The organism is Nocardia sp. NPDC050378, assembly GCF_040655675.1.
Classification (GTDB): domain Bacteria; phylum Actinomycetota; class Actinomycetes; order Mycobacteriales; family Mycobacteriaceae; genus Nocardia; species Nocardia coubleae.
Map to the genome: position 1 here is coordinate 501,939 of NZ_JBFAKI010000004.1, position 17,740 is coordinate 519,678.

Annotated in this window: 12 protein-coding genes; 7 read left to right on the plus strand and 5 right to left on the minus strand. The window is 69.5% G+C overall.

Going from position 1 to position 17,740, the window contains the following annotated elements:
* Positions 1-198: 198 nt before the first annotated feature.
* Positions 199-942, plus strand: coding sequence for a tyrosine-protein phosphatase (locus tag AB0I35_RS12505; protein WP_357395882.1), 744 nt, complete (start codon positions 199-201; stop codon positions 940-942).
* A gap of 1 nt (position 943) precedes the next feature.
* On the opposite strand, the gene AB0I35_RS12510 is transcribed toward AB0I35_RS12505, so the two are convergent.
* Positions 944-2,287, minus strand: a complete 1,344-nt coding sequence (locus tag AB0I35_RS12510) for an AMP-binding protein (RefSeq protein ID WP_357395884.1) — start codon at positions 2,285-2,287, stop codon at positions 944-946.
* 50 nt (positions 2,288-2,337) lie between these two features.
* The gene (locus AB0I35_RS12515) at positions 2,338-3,132 is read right to left on the minus strand and encodes an enoyl-CoA hydratase/isomerase family protein (RefSeq protein WP_357395885.1); all 795 of its coding nucleotides are present in this window, start codon (positions 3,130-3,132) and stop codon (positions 2,338-2,340) included.
* A gap of 155 nt (positions 3,133-3,287) precedes the next feature.
* On the opposite strand from AB0I35_RS12515, the gene AB0I35_RS12520 reads away from it, so the two are divergent.
* From AB0I35_RS12520 to AB0I35_RS12540, 5 genes are all read left to right on the plus strand, one after another.
* Positions 3,288-4,007 carry a hypothetical protein gene (locus AB0I35_RS12520; protein WP_243749741.1) on the plus strand — a complete coding sequence of 240 codons (720 nt, stop codon included), beginning with the start codon at positions 3,288-3,290 and terminating at the stop codon, positions 4,005-4,007.
* The gene (locus tag AB0I35_RS12525) at positions 4,004-4,966 is read left to right on the plus strand and encodes an ATP-binding cassette domain-containing protein (RefSeq protein ID WP_357395886.1); all 963 of its coding nucleotides are present in this window, start codon (positions 4,004-4,006) and stop codon (positions 4,964-4,966) included. Before AB0I35_RS12520 ends, AB0I35_RS12525 begins: the two co-directional genes overlap by 4 nt.
* A 196-nt stretch (positions 4,967-5,162) precedes the next feature.
* Positions 5,163-5,945, plus strand: a complete 783-nt coding sequence (locus tag AB0I35_RS12530; protein ID WP_357395887.1) for an ABC transporter permease subunit — start codon at positions 5,163-5,165, stop codon at positions 5,943-5,945.
* A gap of 113 nt (positions 5,946-6,058) precedes the next feature.
* On the plus strand, positions 6,059-9,619 hold the full coding sequence (locus tag AB0I35_RS12535; protein WP_357395951.1) for an ABC transporter ATP-binding protein: 3,561 nt from the start codon (positions 6,059-6,061) through the stop codon (positions 9,617-9,619).
* A gap of 105 nt (positions 9,620-9,724) precedes the next feature.
* The gene (locus AB0I35_RS12540) at positions 9,725-13,501 is read left to right on the plus strand and encodes a multifunctional oxoglutarate decarboxylase/oxoglutarate dehydrogenase thiamine pyrophosphate-binding subunit/dihydrolipoyllysine-residue succinyltransferase subunit (protein ID WP_357395889.1); all 3,777 of its coding nucleotides are present in this window, start codon (positions 9,725-9,727) and stop codon (positions 13,499-13,501) included.
* Positions 13,502-13,564: 63 nt separating this feature from the next.
* Here AB0I35_RS12540 and AB0I35_RS12545 read toward each other — a convergent pair whose 3' ends face one another.
* The 3 genes from AB0I35_RS12545 to AB0I35_RS12555 form a co-directional block, all read right to left on the minus strand.
* Entirely contained in the window at positions 13,565-14,125 is a 561-nt protein-coding gene (locus tag AB0I35_RS12545; protein WP_357395890.1) for a hypothetical protein, read from the minus strand.
* Positions 14,126-14,196: 71 nt separating this feature from the next.
* Entirely contained in the window at positions 14,197-15,714 is a 1,518-nt protein-coding gene (locus AB0I35_RS12550; protein ID WP_357395891.1) for a serine/threonine-protein kinase, read from the minus strand.
* Between the two features lie 167 nt (positions 15,715-15,881).
* On the minus strand, positions 15,882-16,379 hold the full coding sequence (locus tag AB0I35_RS12555; RefSeq protein ID WP_357395892.1) for a hypothetical protein: 498 nt from the start codon (positions 16,377-16,379) through the stop codon (positions 15,882-15,884).
* Positions 16,380-16,544: 165 nt separating this feature from the next.
* Between AB0I35_RS12555 and AB0I35_RS12560 the strand changes: the two genes are divergently transcribed.
* Positions 16,545-17,681: a hypothetical protein gene (locus AB0I35_RS12560; RefSeq protein ID WP_357395893.1), complete on the plus strand. Its 1,137-nt coding sequence runs from the start codon at positions 16,545-16,547 to the stop codon at positions 17,679-17,681.
* Positions 17,682-17,740 lie beyond the last annotated feature (59 nt).

Genomic DNA, 17,740 nt, shown 5'->3' on the forward strand with positions numbered 1-17,740 from the left:
GGCTCGATTTTGTTTTCGCGCTCGAATAGATGCCCCCGCTGTAATCGCTTACTGGTCGATGGTACAAGTCGTGGTAGCCGCACTCACGTTCCTGTGGGTGAGCACACACGTGTCGCGCGGGGAAACGCACGTCACACACTTCGTGACCGATCCGCCGACTCCGTCAACGCCCGGTGGAACCGCCGATAACCTGGGTGGGTGACTCTCTCGCCTCGCGCCGATCAGTTCGCCCTCAGCGGCACCTTCAATTTCCGCGATGTGGGCGGGCTGCGCACCGTCGACGGCGGGACCGTCCGCCCCGGTGTGCTCCTGCGCTCGGCGCAGCTCAGCGGTCTCGACGACCAGGGTCTCGTCACACTCGGCGAACTGCGGGTCACCGATGTGCACGACCTGCGCGGCCCGGTCGAGATCGATCACATCGGCCACGACACCCTGCCCGAGGACGTGCGCCTGCACATCACCCCGTTCGACTCGCGGATGGAAGAGGCCCCGCCGCACGAGGCGGCGACCGTCAGCGCGTTCGCGCACATGGTCGAGGTGTACCGGCAGTTCCCGCTGCTGTCCGAGGCGGGCGAGGCCATCACCCGGCTGGCCGGCTCGATCGTGCACGGCGACGGTGCCGTGCTCGTGCACTGCGCGGCGGGCAAGGACCGCACCGGCTGGGCGGTGGCGACCGTGCTGCGCGCGGTCGGCGTGCACGAGGACGACATCTACACCGACTTCCTGGCCAGCAATGCGGCGGTGGAACCCCTGCGCGTCCTGCTGGAGCCGAAGATCGGCGGTGGCGAGGCACTGTCGGTCGACCTCCTCGGCGTGCGCGAGGAGTACCTGCGCACCGCCGATGCCACCGTGCGCGAACGCTACGGCGACACCGAGGGCTACCTGACCGAGATCGGCCTCACGGGCGACCTGCGCGCGGCGTTGCGCGCCAAACTGGTGTGAGTCAGCCGGCCGGCTCGGCGTAGACCAGACCGTCGGTGTCGATGCGGACGAAATCGCCCGTATGGAACCAGGTTCCACTGAACCGGGCGACGGTCGCGTCGGGGTTGTTCCAGTACCGGCGGCTGACATTCGGTCCGCGACAGAGCAGCTCGCCGCGGCCCTGGCGAGCCTGCGGGCCCGACAGCGCCAGTTCCGTTCCGCCGAAGGCGAACCCGAGCGCCGCCTCGGTGCGGTCGGTGTCGTCGACGAGCAGGCCGATACCGCTGGTCTCGGTGGCGCCCCACACCGACCACTGCCGCGCCTCGGGGAACAGCGCGCGCAAGGCGGCGGTGAGCGGGGCCGAGGCCGGGGCGGCGGCACGTTCGGAGCGGTGACAGGCCTTGCTCACGCGGCGCACACCCGCGCCCGAGCGTCGCTCGGCGAAGGCGGGCAGCAGGTCGGCGAAGATGCGCGGGGTGGCCGAGACCGTGTCGATCCGCTCGCTGACCAGCACGTCGGCCAGGCTGTGGGCAGCCGGTGCGAGGACGACGGTTCCGCCGACGGCGAACGTCGGCAGCAACTGGTCGACGCACCCGCTGGCGTGGGCCAGCGGCAGCAGCACCAGATTGCGCACGCCGTCGGCTGGCAGGCCGAGCGCGCCGACCATCGATGACACCGCCGACAAGAGGTTCTCGTTGGTGAGCTCGACCCCGGCGGGCACCGGACCGCGCGCGGCGGCGCCGGTGTAGCAGAGCAGGGCCGGATCTCCCAGTGCCGCACCGTCATCGATGTAGGCGGTGCTGTCGGGCAATGGCCCGTCGGGTCCGAGCACGAAGTCGGCGCGGCTGTCGGCGATCACGCGGGCCGTCAGGTCGGCGCCGAGCCCGTCGGGGATCAGGACCGGTACCGCACCGGACAGCAGGGCGCCGAGGAACGCCTGCACCCAGCGCGCGCTCGTCGGCATGTGCACCGCGACCCGGTCGCCGTAGCCGATGCCGTGGCCCTGCAGGCCGCCCGCGATGCGGGAAGCGCTGTGCCACAGCTCGCGGTAGGTCAGGCGTGGCCCGCCGACCTCGACGACGGCCTCCCGATTCGTGAAGGAGTGCACGCGCAGGTCGAGCAGTTCGGTGAGCGCTGGGTGCAGGTCGCCGTAGCGGAGCACGCCGTCGGGGCCGCGCCGCAGCTGTCCGCAGCCCAGCACACCGGAGCCCACCGGGGACGACCGGAACGCCCGGAAATCGGGCCCACTCGTGATCGACACCCGAGCCTCGGTGGCGCGCCCTCGCTCCGGCGCGCCACCGTCCGAGCGTGCGGTCGTGTCCGGTTCCGGCTGACCCATCAAGACCTCCACGTACTCGCCCGGCATGCATCTCCGACTATATGACGTGGATCACATTTCTGTCAGCCGCTCGGCGTTCACTCGCCCTTGTAGGTCGCCTTACCTGGGCCGACATCGAGGAAACTACGGACGGCACCGCGCAGGTCGGCGGTGTCGAACAGGGCGCCCGACACCTCCGGTGTCACCGAATCCGCGTGTGCCACACCGCCGGAACGCCATGCCTCGATGATCTGCTTGGTCGCGGCGTGCGCGCGGGTGGGTCCGTCGGCGAGGCGGGTGACCAGCGCGCGGGCGGCGGTGTCGACGTCGTCGTGGACGGCGTTGACCACACCCCAGTCCGCCATGGTCGCGGCGTCGTAGAGGTCGCCGGTCATCACGAACTCGCGGGCCCGGCCCGACCCCGCGCGCTCGGCGAGCCGCTGCGGGCCACCCATCGACGGGGTGAGGCCGACCACCGTTTCCACCAGCCCGAACTTCGCCTTCGGCGCGGCCAGGATGATGTCGCAGGCCAGCGACATCTCGAAGGCGGCGGTGAGGGTGAGCCCGTGCGCGGCGAACACCACCGGGCACGGCAGGGCCTCGAGCGGATGGATGATCCGGTCGAACAGCTCGCGCCACAGTTGCGCGCCCTGCTCGGCGCTTCGCCCCTCGAAGACGTGCACGTCGACACCGCCGGAGACCACTTTGCCCTCGGCGCGGATGAGCACGGCGCGCGGCGGCTGCGCGGTGAGCGCGGCGAGATCGGTGATCAGAGCGTCGATCAGGGGCCGGTCGAAGAGGTTGAGCGGCGGATGATCGATGGTGATCGTGGCGATCTCGGCACCGGCTTCGGTGAACTCACGCGTCAGTCGGGTCGGGTTCGTTTCACTCATCCGGTCAGCGTAGAACCCGGGCACCCGGTCGTGGGAGTGGAGAGCGTGCCCACATCGCGGAACCACAGGGGTGTCGGTAGTCGTTGGCATGATGGGCTGTCGGGACCACAGGTGCCCTACAGTTCGACTCGTCGGTCGAAGAGGAGGACGACGCCGTGTTCAAGAGTGCGATCGAGAAGGCCGTAGTCGATGTTCTCGACACCGGTTCCAAGCTGCAGGCCCCTGCCGTGCGGCGCTATGTCCAGTACCTGCGGGAACGCCATCCCGGGGAGAGCCCGGCCCAGATCGCCGAACGGCTGGAGAAGCAGTACCTGCTCGCGGTGACCGGCAGCGGTGCCGCCGTCGGCGCGACCGCGGCCGTGCCGGGCATCGGCACGGTGGCCGCGCTCGGCGCGGTCGGCGCGGAGACGGCCTTCTTCATGGAGGCCTCGGCGCTGTTCACGCTGGCACGGGCCGCCGTCCAGGGCATCGAGCCGCATGACCAGGAGGCCCGGCGCGCGCTGGTGCTCGCGGTCGTCCTCGGTGACGCGGGCATCGCCATCGTGCAGAAGGGATTGCGCACCCAGTCGAAGAACTGGGCGAACACGCTGGCGGGCAAGGCCACCGGCATGGGCGCGATCAACAGCAAACTGCTGCAGCAGTTCATCAAGCGCTTCATCACCAAGCGGGCCGCGCTGATGGCGGGCAAGGTGCTGCCGGCCGGTATCGGTGCCGCCATCGGTGGCGCGGGTAACCGGGCGCTCGGCAAGGCCACGATCGAGAACGCGCACAAGGCCTTCGGGCCCGCGCCCGCGCTGTGGCCGACGCCGCTGCACAACGTGATCGACGCCGATCCGCTGCCCGCGATCGGTACCGACCCGGCCCGTAAGCAGTGAGGAAAGCCGGGGGCGACGCCGTGCTGGTGCGCGGCGTCGGAAAAGTCTTCGACCAGGTCAGCGCCGTCGACGGCATCGACTTCGCGGTGCCGTCCGGTGCGGTGACCGCGCTGGTCGGGCCCACCGGAGCGGGCAAGACCACCCTGCTGCGGATGGCGCTCGGGCTGCAGCGGCCGAGCACCGGCCGGGTGGAGGTGACGGTGGGGCACGGACCGGCCGCGGTCGGCGCGGTGCTGCATCCGCGCGGTCTGCATCCGGCGCGCACGGTGCGCGATCAGCTGTCGTGCTATGCCCCGGTCGCGGGCGTCGGCGGGCGGCGGGTCGAGGCGGTGCTCGAGACGACGGGTCTCGGCGCTCTCGCCGATATCGTTGTAGCCCAGCTGAATCCGGGTCAGCAGACCCGCCTCGCACTGGCCACGGCCCTGCTCGCCGATCCCCCGCTGCTCGTCCTCGACGACCTGTTCGCCGAGGCCGACGGCATGGAACGCGCCTGGTTGCAGGAGGTGCTGCGCGGTCACGTGGGGCGTGGCGGCACGGTGCTGGTGAGCGCGGGCAGCCTGGCCGACGTGGTGTCGGCGGCCGATCATCTCGTGGTACTGAGCGAGGGGGCCGTCGTCTGGCAGGGCACTCCGGCCAAGCTGCGGCGCGGCCATCCCGACCGCCTCGTCGTCGCCTCTTCCCCCTCGATCGCGCTGGCCACCGCCCTCGCGGCTCGTGGATTCACCGACGCGGTGATGCGTCCCGACGGCCGCCTGGCCGTCGCCGAAGCCGACGAGGCGACCATCCGTTCGGTCGCCGAGGCGGCCTCGGTGCGGATCGGCAGCATCGTCGCCGACCCCATCCACCCCGACCGGGTCCTTGCTTCGTTGACCAAACCGCGCAGGCATCAGCACCGCGTGCTTGCTCCCGCGAACCCGGCCTTCGCCCCGGCCCCACCGTCCTACGGGATGACGCGATGATCCCGATGCGCGAAGGCCTGGCGTCGCACCCCGCGCACCGGCGGGTCCCGGGCCCGTTCCGGGCCGTCCCGGTGACTCGGATACTCGCGCGACAGCCGACGCGGGCTGCGTCATCCGACGGCCGCGAAGTCCGCCGCAATACCCAGACGGAGGCCCTCGATTCCGCCTCGGCCCTGACTTCGGAGGGGATGACCCGATGACCACTGTGCTGCCCCAGGATCTACTTCCAGGTCTGGATACCGAAACCCGCAAGGTGTTCACCCTGCGGCCCAATCGCCTGTTGCTCGCGGGCCCGATCGCGGTGGCGCTGGTCGCGACGCTGATCACCGCGCTGATGTCGGGCCGCTACGACCCCACCGGGCAACCCGTGACGGGCGCGGCGACCATCGGCCTGTACCTGGGTCTCGTCGCGGTGTTCGTGGTGGCGGCACTGCTCGGCGTCGGCGCGACCGGTGGCGAGTACAAGCGCAAGACGATGGCGCTCACGGCGTTGTTCGCCCCGGACCGCGAGCGGCTGGTCATCGCGAAATACGTTGCCGTGGCGGGCATCTCGCTGGTGGTTGCGGTAGTCGCCGAGGTGGTCGCGATGCTCGTGCTCGTCGCGGCCGGTCGTGGCAAGTTCGAGTTCGGCTGGCCGCTGCTGGAAGTCCTCGGCGCCGGGCTGCTGGTGGCCATGTGCTGGGCGGTGCTCGGCGCGGGCATCGGGCTGCTGTTGCGCACGACCGGTGCGGCGGTGTGGCTGGTGCTCGGCTGGGCCTTCGTGCTCGAACCGTTGATCTGGTTGGTGGCCAAGGGTTTCGGGGCCGGTGGTCTCACGTCCGTGCTGCCCGTGTCAGCGACCGTGGCTGGGGTGAGCGCCGGTTCGTTCGACGAAGCCGAGGTGTTCGCCCCGACGCCCGCCGCCCTGGTTGTACTGCTGTTGTGGACCATCGCCGTCGGCGCGGCCGGGTGGTGGGACCTGCGCAACCGCGACCTGTAGTGCGGGCCGACTCCCCCGCCGAGCCGGACGCGCCGCAGGCACGTGCTGGATCAGCTTCCAGACGAACACGGCGGAAAGCCCGGGCCGAGGCGACCGGCCGCAAGCCGGGCTGGATTCGCCGCCTGTGGCGCCTGAGCCTGGACCACCCGCGCACGCTGGCCGTGATCGTGCTGTCGGTCCTCGCCGGTGCCGTCGTCTCGATCGCGGCACCGCTGGCCACCAAGAGCGCGGTGGACGCCGCCGAAGTGGGCGACACCTCGGTCATCGGTGGTGCCGCCGCACTGCTCGCCGTGCTCGCGGTGAGCCGGTTCCTCGTCACCTTCGCGCGCCGGTTGTGGGCGGGCAAGCTGTCGCTGGAAGTGCAGCACAGCCTGCGTGTCTCGCTGCTCGCCGCGCTGCAGCGCCTCGACGGCGCGGGCCAGGACGCCATCCGTACCGGGCAGGTGGTGTCGCGTTCGATCACCGACCTGCAACTGGTGCAGGGGCTGCTGGCAATGGTCCCGTGGTCGGGACTCGCGGTCATGCAGTTCGTCGCCTCGGCGGTGGTGATGGTGTGGCTGAGCCCGCCGCTGGCACTCGCCGCGCTGCTCGTCGCGCCGGTGATGGCGGTGGTGGTGCTGCGGATGCGGCCCCGGCTGTACGCGGCGACCTGGTCGGCGCAGCAGCGGGCCGCCGAGCTGGCCGAGCACGTCGAGCAGACGGTCACCGGCGTGCGGGTGGTGAAGGGCTTCGGGCAGGAAGCCCGGATGGTCGACCAGCTCGAGGACCACGGCCGCGCCCTCTACGCCGAACGCCTGCGCGCCGCGCGGATCAACGCCCGCTTCGCACCCGTCGTGTCCGCGCTGCCGCAGGCCGGGCTGGTCGCCGTCATCATCGTCGGCGGATTGCTCGCCTCGCGCGGCGCGATCGGCATCGGCACCTTCCTCGCCTTCACCGCCTATCTGGCCACGATGACGTCCTCGGCGCGCACGATCACCTCGGTGGTCATCATGAGCCAGCTCACCAAGTCCGCCGCCGACCGGGTGTTCCAGGTGATCGACGCGGCGCCGGTCCTCGTCGACCCCGACAAGCCGACCGAGCTGCCACCCGGCCCGCTCGGCATCGAATTCCAGGGTGTCGGTTTCGGTTTCACCGCAGACGAGCCGGTGCTCTCGGAACTCGACCTCACGATCCGGCCCGGTGAGACCGTCGCGATCATCGGCCCCGCCGGATCCGGCAAGTCGACGCTGTCGCTGCTGCTGCCCCGCTTCTACGCCCCCGACGCGGGCACCATCAGCCTCGTCGGCACCGACGGCACCCGGGTGGACCTGGCCGACCTGCGCGCCGAGGAGCTGCGCGGCGCGCTCGGCGTGGTCTTCGACGACCCGTTCCTGTTCTCCGACACCATCGCGGCCAATATCGCCCTCGGCCGCCCGGAGGCCACCGACGCCGAGATCCGGGCGGCGGCCACCGCGGCCGTCGCCGACGAGTTCATCGCCGAGCTGCCCGACGGGTACGACACCGTCATCGGCGAACGCGGCCTCACCCTCTCGGGTGGGCAACGCCAGCGGATCGCGCTGGCCCGCGCGCTGCTCACCCGACCGCGCGTGCTCGTCCTCGACGACGCCACCTCCGCCGTCGACGCCGTGACCGAGGCGGAGATCTTCCGGCGGCTGCCCGACCCGGGCGGGCGCACCACACTGATCCTGGCCCACCGCGAGTCGACCCTGGCCCAGGCCGATCGCGTCATCCGGCTGCCCGCGCCCACCGGCTCGGTCGTGCCGACCGTGCGCCTCGACAAGCGGCCTGTCGTCGGTGATCGGCCACGTTCGATGGCGGCCGCCGACCTCAGCGAGACCCCGGAACTACGCGCGGCCGTCGACGCGCTACCCCCGGCCACCGAACGACCCGACCTGCCCGGCGACCTGCGCGCCCCCCAACCCGACTTCGGTCTGCGCGTCCTGCTTCGACCGGTCCGCAAGCTGGTCGGGCTGGTAGTACTGCTGCTGATCGCCGACGCCATGATCGGCATCGCCTTCCCGCCGCTGGTCCGCTACGCCATCGACACCGGAGTCACCGGCGGGCAGAGCTCGGCGCTCGCGGTGTCGGCGGTGATCGGGATCGGGCTGGTGCTGGCGAGCCTGATCGTCGGCGCTGCCGTCACGGTGCTCACCGCGCGCACCGGCGAACGGGTGCTGTTCGGGCTCCGGGTGCGCAGCTACGCCCAGTTGCAGCGACTGGGCCTCGACTTCTACGAGCGCGAACTGTCCGGCCGGATCATGACGAGGATGACCACCGACGTCGACGCCCTGTCGACCTTCCTGCAGACCGGTGTCGCCACCGGCCTGGTCGCGGTCATCACCCTGATCGGCGTGGCGGTCGGCCTGGTGGTCATCGACGCGGGGCTCGCCCTGGTCGTGCTCGCCACCGTGCCGCCCATGCTCATCGCGACCCTGCTGTTCCGGCGCGTCTCGACCGCCGCCTACACCGTCTCGCGCGAACGGGTCTCCGCCGTGAACGCCGACTTCCAGGAGAACATCGCCGGCCTGCGGGCCGTGCAGGCCGCTCGCAACGAGCCGGTGGCCGCGCGCCGCTTCGCCGAGTACTCCCATCGTTACCGCGAGGCGCGCATCCGCGCTCAGCGCGCGATCGCCTGCTACTTCTCCTTCGGCCTGGCCTGGGCCGACCTCGCCCTGGCGGTCGTCGTCTATCTCGGCGCCAACGCGGTGGCCGACGGACGAACGACCACGGGCACGCTCGTCGCCTTCGTCCTCTACCTCGGCCTGCTGTTCAGCCCGATCCAGGAACTGTCGCAGGTGTTCGACGGTTACCAGCAGGCCAGGGTCGGGCTGCGCCGCATCGGTGATCTGCTGCGCACGCAGTCGTCCATCGCGGCCGACCCGCCCGACGCGGTGCACATCGATCGGTTGCGCGGCGAGGTCGTCTTCGACGATGTCCACTTCCGCTATCCAGGAGCGAACTTCCCGGCGCTGGACGGCGTGTCCTTCACCCTCCCGGCCGGGCGCACCCTCGCGCTCGTCGGGCCGACCGGCGCGGGGAAATCGACGATCGTGAAACTGCTGGCCCGGCTCTACGATCTGCCCGGCGAGCCGTCGGCGGGCGAGATTCGGGTCGACGGCGTGGACTTACGTAAATTTGTGCTCACCGAGTACCGCTCGCGGCTGGGAATTGTGCCTCAGGAAGCTCACCTGTTCAGCGGTGACGTGGCGAGCAACATTGCATTCGGGCAACCTTTCGCCACATCGGTGGACATCGCACAGGCGGCGAGCAACGTCGGTGCGGCCGAAATGATCGCCGGATTACCCCGAAAAATGAACCAACCGGTCGGCGAAAGGGGGCGCGGGTTATCCGCCGGACAACGTCAGCTCGTCGCCCTCGCCCGCGCCGACCTCGTCGACCCCGACCTGCTGCTGCTCGACGAGGCCACCTCGACCCTCGACCCGGAGACCGAGGCATCGGTGCTGGTAGCGAGCCGTTCGCTGGCTCGGGGCCGCACGACAGTCGTGGTCGCCCACCGGCTGGCCACCGCGGCCCGCGCCGACCTCGTCGGCGTGGTCGAACAAGGACGTATCGTCGAATTCGGTAGCCACCGGGAACTGCTCGCCCGAGGCGGGAGTTACGCCCGACTCTGGTCGGCGGGTCTGCACGAGGAGCGAATAGTCTCGGGCCACTAGCTACGCCGACATGCCACGGGGCATATGCTCGGTGAGGGCGCATCGGCAGCCATCCGCTGATACCCCTGCCGGGCACGTCACAAACGTCGCAGCGCGAAGAACGAAATGAGGCGAACACCAGCTGTGAGCAGCTCAACTTCCCAGTTCGGACAGAACCAGTGGCTAGTCGACGAGATGTATCAGAAGTTCAAACAGGACCCGTCCTCGGTCGACGCGAGTTGGCACGAGTTCCTCGCCGACTACACCCCGGAGGCCACCGACTCCGCTAACGAGCAGGCTCCCGCCGCTACCGCGCAAGCGGCCCCGCAGCAGGCTCCGAAGGCCGCACCACAGGCCCCCAAGACCGCCGTCGCGACGGCACCGAAGCCCGCCCCGGCTCCGGCCGCCGCCAAGGCTCCGACTCCGGCTCCGGCTCCGAAGCGGGAGAACGTGCGCGCACCGCAGACCACGCCCGCCCCGGTGTCGAACGCTCCGGCCACCGCGGCCGCCAAGACGAGCACCGGCACCGACGAGTCGAAGGTGCTGCGCGGTCCCGCCGCGGCCATCGCCAAGAACATGTCGGCCTCGCTCACCATCCCCACCGCCACGTCGGTGCGCGCGATCCCGGCCAAGCTGATGATCGACAACCGCCTCGTGATCAACAACCACCTGGCACGCACCCGAGGCGGCAAGATCTCGTTCACCCACCTGCTGGGTTACGCGATCGTGCAGGCCGTCAAGTCGTTCCCGAACCTGAACCGGCACTTCGCCGAGATCGACGGCAAGCCGAACGCGGTCACCCCCGCGCACACCAACCTCGGCCTGGCCATCGACCTCGTCGGCAAGGACGGCAACCGCACGCTCGTCGTGGCCGCCATCAAGGGCACCGAGGACATGAGCTTCGGTCAGTTCCACGCGGCCTACGAGGACATCGTGCGCCGCGCCCGCGAGGGCAAGCTCGGCGCCGAGGACTTCTCGGGCGTCACCATCTCGCTGACCAACCCCGGCACCATCGGCACCGTCCACTCGGTGCCTCGCCTCATGCCGGGCCAGGGCGCGATCATCGGCGCCGGTGCGATGGAGTACCCGGCCGAGTTCCAGGGCATGAGCGACGAGCGCCTGGCCGAGATCGGCGTCGGCAAGCTGATGACGCTGACCTCCACCTACGATCACCGCATCATCCAGGGCGCCGAGTCCGGCGACTTCCTGCGCACCATCCACAACCTGCTGATCTCCGACGAGTTCTACGACGAGATCTTCCACGGCCTCGGCGTGCCGTACGAGCCGATCCGCTGGCGCAAGGACATCAGCGAGCGCGGCGTCGACAAGAGCGCCCGGGTGCTCGAGCTGATCGCGGCCTACCGCAACCGCGGTCACCTGATGGCCGACACCGACCCGCTGCGCCTGGTCAAAGACAAGTTCCGCAGCCACCCGGACCTCGACGTCACCTCGCACGGCCTGACCCTGTGGGACCTGGACCGCACCTTCGACGTGGGCGGTTTCCACGGCCAGGAGCGGATGAAGCTGCGCGACGTGCTGTCGATCCTGCGCGACGCCTACTGCCGCCACGTCGGTGTGGAGTACACCCACATCCTCGAGACCGACCAGCTGAAGTGGATCCAGGACCGGGTCGAGCAGAAGCACGTCAAGCCGACGGTCGCCCAGCAGAAGTACATCTTGAACCGGCTCAACGCCGCGGAGGCGTTCGAGACCTTCCTGCAGACCAAGTACGTCGGTCAGAAGCGGTTCTCGCTCGAGGGCGCCGAAGCCGTCATCCCGATGATGGACGCCACCATCGACCAGTGCGCCGAGCACGGGCTCGACGAGGTCGTCATCGGCATGCCGCACCGTGGCCGCCTCAACGTGCTGGCCAACATCGTCGGCAAGCCGTACTCGAAGATCTTCACCGAGTTCGAGGGCAACATGAACCCGGCCGCCACCCACGGCTCGGGCGACGTGAAGTACCACCTCGGTGCGCACGGCCAGTACCTGCAGATGTTCGGCGACAACGAGATCGAGGTGTCGCTCACCGCGAACCCCTCGCACCTGGAGGCGGTCGACCCCGTCCTCGAGGGCCTCGTGCGCGCCAAGCAGGACCTGCTGAACAAGGGCGACGGCCCCGAGGGCTTCTCGGTGATGCCGCTGATGCTGCACGGTGACGCCGCGTTCGCCGGTCAGGGCGTGGTCGCCGAGACGCTGAACCTGTCGGGTCTGCGCGGTTACCGTGTGGGCGGCACCATCCACATCGTGGTGAACAACCAGATCGGCTTCACCACCGCGCCGGAGAACAGCCGCTCCACCGAGTACTCCACCGACATCGCGAAGTTCATCGGCGCGCCGATCTTCCACGTCAACGGTGACGACCCCGAGGCCTGCGACTGGGTCGCGCGCCTGGCGGTCGACTTCCGGCAGAAGTTCCGCAAGGACGTCGTCATCGACCTCGTCTGCTACCGCCGCCGCGGGCACAACGAGGGCGACGACCCCTCGATGACCCAGCCGGAGATGTACGACGTCATCGACACCAAGCGTTCGGTGCGCAAGGCCTACACCGAATCGCTGATCGGTCGTGGCGACATCTCCATGAAGGAGGCCGAGGACGCGCTGCGCGACTACCAGGGTCAGCTCGAGCGCGTGTTCAACGAGGTCCGCGAGCTGGAGAAATACGTTCCGGAGCCGTCGGAGTCCGTCGAGGACGACCAGAAGGTCCCCGCGACCGTGCAGACCGCGGTCGACAAGTCGGTGCTGCAGCGCATCGGCGACGCGTTCAACACCCCGCCGGACGGTTTCAACGTGCACCCGCGCGTGAAGCCGGTGCTGGAGAAGCGTCGTGAGATGGCCTACGAGGGCAAGGTCGACTGGGCCTTCGCCGAGCTGCTGGCCTTCGGCACGCTGATCGATGAGGGTCACGATGTGCGCCTGACCGGTCAGGATTCGCGTCGCGGCACGTTCACCCAGCGCCACGCGGTCATCATCGACCGGATCAACGCGCAGGAGTACACCCCGCTGCACAACATCGGTTCGGAGAACCCGGGCTGGTTCGCGGTGCACGACTCGGCGCTGAGCGAATTCGCCGCTGTCGGTTTCGAATACGGCTACTCGCTGGGCAACCCCAACGCACTGGTGTTGTGGGAGGCGCAGTTCGGTGACTTCGTCAACGGCGCGCAGTCGATCATCGACGAGTTCATCTCCTCCGGTGAGGCCAAGTGGGGTCAGCTCTCCGATGTGGTGCTGCTGCTGCCGCACGGTCACGAGGGCCAGGGTCCCGACCACACCTCGGGCCGTATCGAGCGGTTCCTGCAGCTGTGCGCCGAGGGTTCGATGACCGTCGCGGTGCCGTCCACCCCGGCGAACTACTTCCACCTGCTGCGCCGCCACGCCCTCGACGGCATCCGTCGTCCGCTGATCGTCTTCACCCCGAAGTCGATGCTGCGCAACAAGGCCGTGGTGTCCGACATCAAGGACTTCACCGAGTCGAAGTTCCGTTCGGTGTTCGACGAGCCCACCTACGAATCGGGCGTCGGCGACACCGGCAAGGTCAAGCGCATCCTGCTGACCTCGGGCAAGCTCTACTACGAGCTCGCCGCGGAGAAGGCCAAGCACAAGCGTGAGGACGTGGCCATCGTCCGGATCGAACAGCTCTACCCGATCCCGACGTACCGCCTCAACGAGGCCCTGGCCAAGTACCCCAACGCGACCGACATCGCCTGGGTCCAGGAGGAACCGGCCAACCAGGGCGCCTGGCCCTTCTTCGGCCTGAACCTCCCCGAGGTCCTCCCCGACCGCCTGGGCAAACTGCGCCGCATCTCGCGGCGCGCCATGTCGGCCCCGTCCTCGGGTTCCTCCAAGGTCCACGCCGTGGAGCAGGCCGAGATCATCGCCGAGGCCTTCGAGCCGACCGCGTAATCTCTTCCCGCACAACGGCGAACGCCGGGTGGATCATCACGATCCGCCCGGCGTTCGCCGTTGTCAGGCCCGCAGGTTGCGCATCACCACGCGAACGTGGTGTTCGGTCAGCTGTCGCAGCTCGGCGCGGCTGATCCGGTTGCCATCGATCGTCAGTGTGGTGTCCACGCGCAGGTTCTCGTCGAGCACGCCGATCCGCACTTTTGTCACCGGACGCCCGGCCCAGTTGGCCTCCTCCTGAACGAAGGCGTCCTCGCCGAGCCCGGCCAGATATTCGAAGCTCGTATTCGGATCCGAGAGACGGTCTCCGACAAGATGTTTGAACCTGTCGTGCTCCCGTCGCCGGTCGCCTCCCGCCCGCGTGACATCGAGGCTCAGCGACACGGTGAGGTCACCGAAAGCGCCGGAGCAGTAGCCGGTCGACCCGATGGGCTCCTGATGTTTCTGCTGCCACCCGGCGCTGCCGCGACGCGTCAGTTCGGCCAGATCCATCAGCTCGCAGTGATTGCCTTGCTCCAGCTCGCGGTACTTGCGCGAGGTCGGGGTGTCGATCGGTATGCCCGGCGTCCACCGCGAGTCCGCCGCCCCGTCCTCGCGCCCCAGCCACATCGCGGCGGCGATCACGGTGACCACCACGAGCGAGCAGGCCGACACCGCCGCAGCCGTCCATGGCAGCGAGAACCGTCGTCGTGGCGTCATACGAGGCGCTCCCAGAGTATTCGGCCTTGATGCTCACAGGCCGTCACCATCTCCGAATCGTCCACCGTCGACGCCGCGGGCGTGCTCAACGTCACGGCGACGACCACGTTGTCGTCGAAGAGGCCGAGCTCGCAGGTCGGGCCGTACATGTACGGCAGTCGGCGCACGTAGAGATAGGAGTCGTCAGCGAGCTCGAGCCGGTGGTCCGCCCGGATCGTGTCGGCCGCGCCCAGACGAACCAACTCCAAGTCGTCGCGGAAGAAGGCCTCGGCGCCGTGTCCATCGTTCACGACCTTGGCAAGCACAGTGGCTGCCACACCGCGGTAGGAGACCGAGCAGTGGTGGGACGAATATGGCTCGGAGTCAACGGATTCGGAATGGATGGGCGAATCGGGCGGCGCCCCACCGAGCTGTTCGAGCGCGGGCAGATCGAGCAGGTCACAGGCGTTCGCGACACTCTGTGTGGTGTAGACCCGGGTCGGCCGGCCACGGAACAGGTCGGTGGTCGTCATGACGACGAGCAACGCGACCGTGGCGGTCGTCAGCACCGCGGTGAGCACCGAGGGCAGGAGCGTTCGCGCGGCGCGGGTCCGCCGTCGACCTGGCCGGGCGGCCGGAACACCGGCCGTGACCGGATCGGTCGGCGACGGGCTCGGGGAAGGCGTGCGGACCGGCGCCCCGGTGTCGAACGCTCTGCTCGCCGCCGCGGCGAGGTCGGCGCAGCGGGCAAATCGGTCCTGCGGCCGTTTCGCCATCGCGGTCGCCACGACCGCGTCGATGGCTCGCGGCAGCTCCGGTCGTAGCTCGGTGGGCCGGGGCGGTGCCGCGCCCAGATGCGCGGCGATCACCGCCGCCTGGTCACCACGTGGAAACGGCGTCCGGCCGGTGAGTAGCTGATACAGCGTGCAGCCGAGGGAGTAGATGTCGGCGCGATGATCCACCATGTGCCCGTGGAATCGTTCGGGCGCGGCGTAGGCGAAGGTGGCGGCCATCGCCGACAGCGTCACCGTGTCGTCGAGGCTGCGGGCAATGCCGAAGTCGGTGAGCAGCGCGGTTTCCCGCCCCTCCGGGTCGCGTTCGATCAGCAGGTTGGCCGGTTTCACGTCCCGGTGCAGCACCCCGTGCGCGTGCGCGAAATCCAGTCCGGCGGCGGCACCTTGGATCAGCCGCAGGGCGCGCTCCGGTGCCAGGCCGGTGGGATTCGCGTGCAACAGACCGATCGCGTCGCCACCGTCGACGTATTTCATCGACAACCACAGCACCGGGTCATGGGAACCGCTGCGGTCGTACACGGGCACGATATTGGGGTGTTCGAGTCGCGCAGCCAGCGTTGCCTCACGTTCGAACGCGTTGCGCGCCTTGGCATCGGTGGATATCCCGTCACCGAGCACCTTCAGAGCGACCCGCCGACGCAGCCGCGGATGCTCCGCGAGATACACCGACCCCATCCCGCCCGCGCCGAGCAGCCGTTCGATCACGTATCCGGCGAACACCGTCCCGGACTCCACCGCCACTGCGCCCCACCTCCGCTTCGCCCGCCGATGCCCTGAGCGGAACCATGGGACCACCCGAGCACGGATGAATGTAAGGGCAGCCGCGCGGCCGGGCAACCGTCTCGCTCCGGCGGAACACGCGGCGGCAGGGGCGGACCCGGTCGGCTCCGCCCCTGCCGCTGTCCGTTCTACGCGTTGAGGGTGATCCAGGCCTGGCCCGAAAGCTGTTCCAGGTCATGGTGTTGCGGGTAGGTGTCGGTGGTGGCGACGATCTTCGCCTCGACGCGGCCGGGGCCGGGGCCCATGCCGAAACCGGTGATCACGCCGTCGGGCGCCTGTTCGATGACACCGTTGGCGTCGACCCGGTGCGACTGGCCGTTCTCCCGACCGGTGTCGAGGTTCTTCCACCGCACCGAGATCCGGTACGGCTGGCAGTTCTGCCCGTCCTGAATGATTTTCACGCGAACACCGAGGTGCCCGGCCTGTGGCTGGGGCACGGTTTCCGCGTTGACGATGGCCGAACAGCCGCCCGGCACCCTGACAAGGGTTGGGACGAACTGGACGACCTGATCCGACGGCAACGCCGCCGCCGGACCACTGAACCCGACGAGCGCGGTAACGGCCGCTGCGGCGGCCACCCCGACCCGAACCGAAACCCGTTGACCTTGCTTACTTTTCAGACTCATGTCTCGAAATTCGCGACCCGCCCGGAGATCGTTAACCACCGTAATGGTCTCGATGTGACAACGGCGATCGAGACCTGGGTCACAGAGTTCTCTCAGGCAAGCGGCATTCCGTGCTCACTGTTGCGCAGTAGTGTCCGCTGCGAACTATCGGACAGGAGACAACAGGTGAGCGGACGCAACGGATTTCTGCTGCTCGGCGGGAGCGCGTCGGTCGGGGCCGGGGCGGTGCACTTCCTGGCCGCCGGAATGCACACCGAGCACGCCACACTGGCCCGGCTGATGGTCGTGCTCGCGGCGATGCAGTGTGCCGCCGGGGTGGCGGTGCTGCTGAGTGATCGCAAGATCGTCGTGTCCGCGCTGGCCGCGGTGAACGCGTTCGCGGTTGCGGTGTGGGCGTTCACCCGTTTCGCCGATATCTCGTGGGTCACCGGGCTGACCGCGGAGGCGCCGGGCGTCGCCGATACCGTCTGCGCCGCGCTCGGTGCGCTCGCTGTCCTCGGTGCGGCCATCGTACTGGTGCGGCCCGGCGCTACCCTGCCGCCCATGCGGTCCGGGTTCGCGGCCGCCGCCGTCGGTGTGCTGGCACTGGCGGCCATGCTCAACGGTGTCGGGCATGTACACAGTCACGGCGACGGCGACGATCATGCGCACGCGGCGGGCGAGGACCACGGCGACTCCTGGCCCCGGGCGTTCGACCCCGGCAAGCCGATCGATATCTCCGGCGTCCCGGGCGTCACCGCCGAACAGGAGCAGCGCGCGACTGCCCTGATCCAGAACACCCTCGCGAAACTGCCCGCCTTCGCCGACGTCACCACCATCGGCGCACTCGGCTTCCGCTCGATCGGCGATGCCGCCACCGGCTACGAACACTGGATCAACACCGGCTACATCCGCGACGACAGCTTCCTCGACCCCACGCGACCGGAGTCGCTGGTCTACCGGGTCGACGGCCAGAACCGCACCCTGGTGTCGGCCATGTACATGGCCAAGGGCAAGAAGATCGACGACCCGGCCCTCACCGAGTACGCGGGCCCGCTGATGCAGTGGCACGTGCACGACAACCTGTGCTGGAAGGCAGGCGACAACGGCCCCCAGGTCGCAGGCGTGACCGACGAGCTGGGCAACTGCCCGCCGAACTCGATCAACCCCGGCGCCGGCGATCCGATGGTGCACGTGTGGATCGCCCCGCACGAATGCGGCCCGTTCGCGGCGCTGGAAGGTCACGGTGCGGGCCAAGCGGCTACGGATGGTCGACGCACCGACACCTGCGGCGGCCACGACCACGGCGGCGGCCACAAGTAGGACGGCTTTCCCACGGCCGGAGCTCAGCGGATCCGATTCCCGGCGGGCGCGCGTCTCGA

Bases quoted from the DNA above. Each gene is read 5' to 3' on its own strand.
- AB0I35_RS12530 (WP_357395887.1), top strand. From the start codon at position 5,163: ATGACCACTGTGCTGCCCCAGGATCTACTTCCAGGTCTGGATACCGAA.
- AB0I35_RS12540 (WP_357395889.1), top strand. From the start codon at position 9,725: ATGAGGCGAACACCAGCTGTGAGCAGCTCAACTTCCCAGTTCGGACAG.
- AB0I35_RS12555 (WP_357395892.1), bottom strand. From the start codon at position 16,379: ATGAGTCTGAAAAGTAAGCAAGGTCAACGGGTTTCGGTTCGGGTCGGG.
- AB0I35_RS12510 (WP_357395884.1), bottom strand. From the start codon at position 2,287: ATGCCGGGCGAGTACGTGGAGGTCTTGATGGGTCAGCCGGAACCGGAC.
- AB0I35_RS12515 (WP_357395885.1), bottom strand. From the start codon at position 3,132: ATGAGTGAAACGAACCCGACCCGACTGACGCGTGAGTTCACCGAAGCC.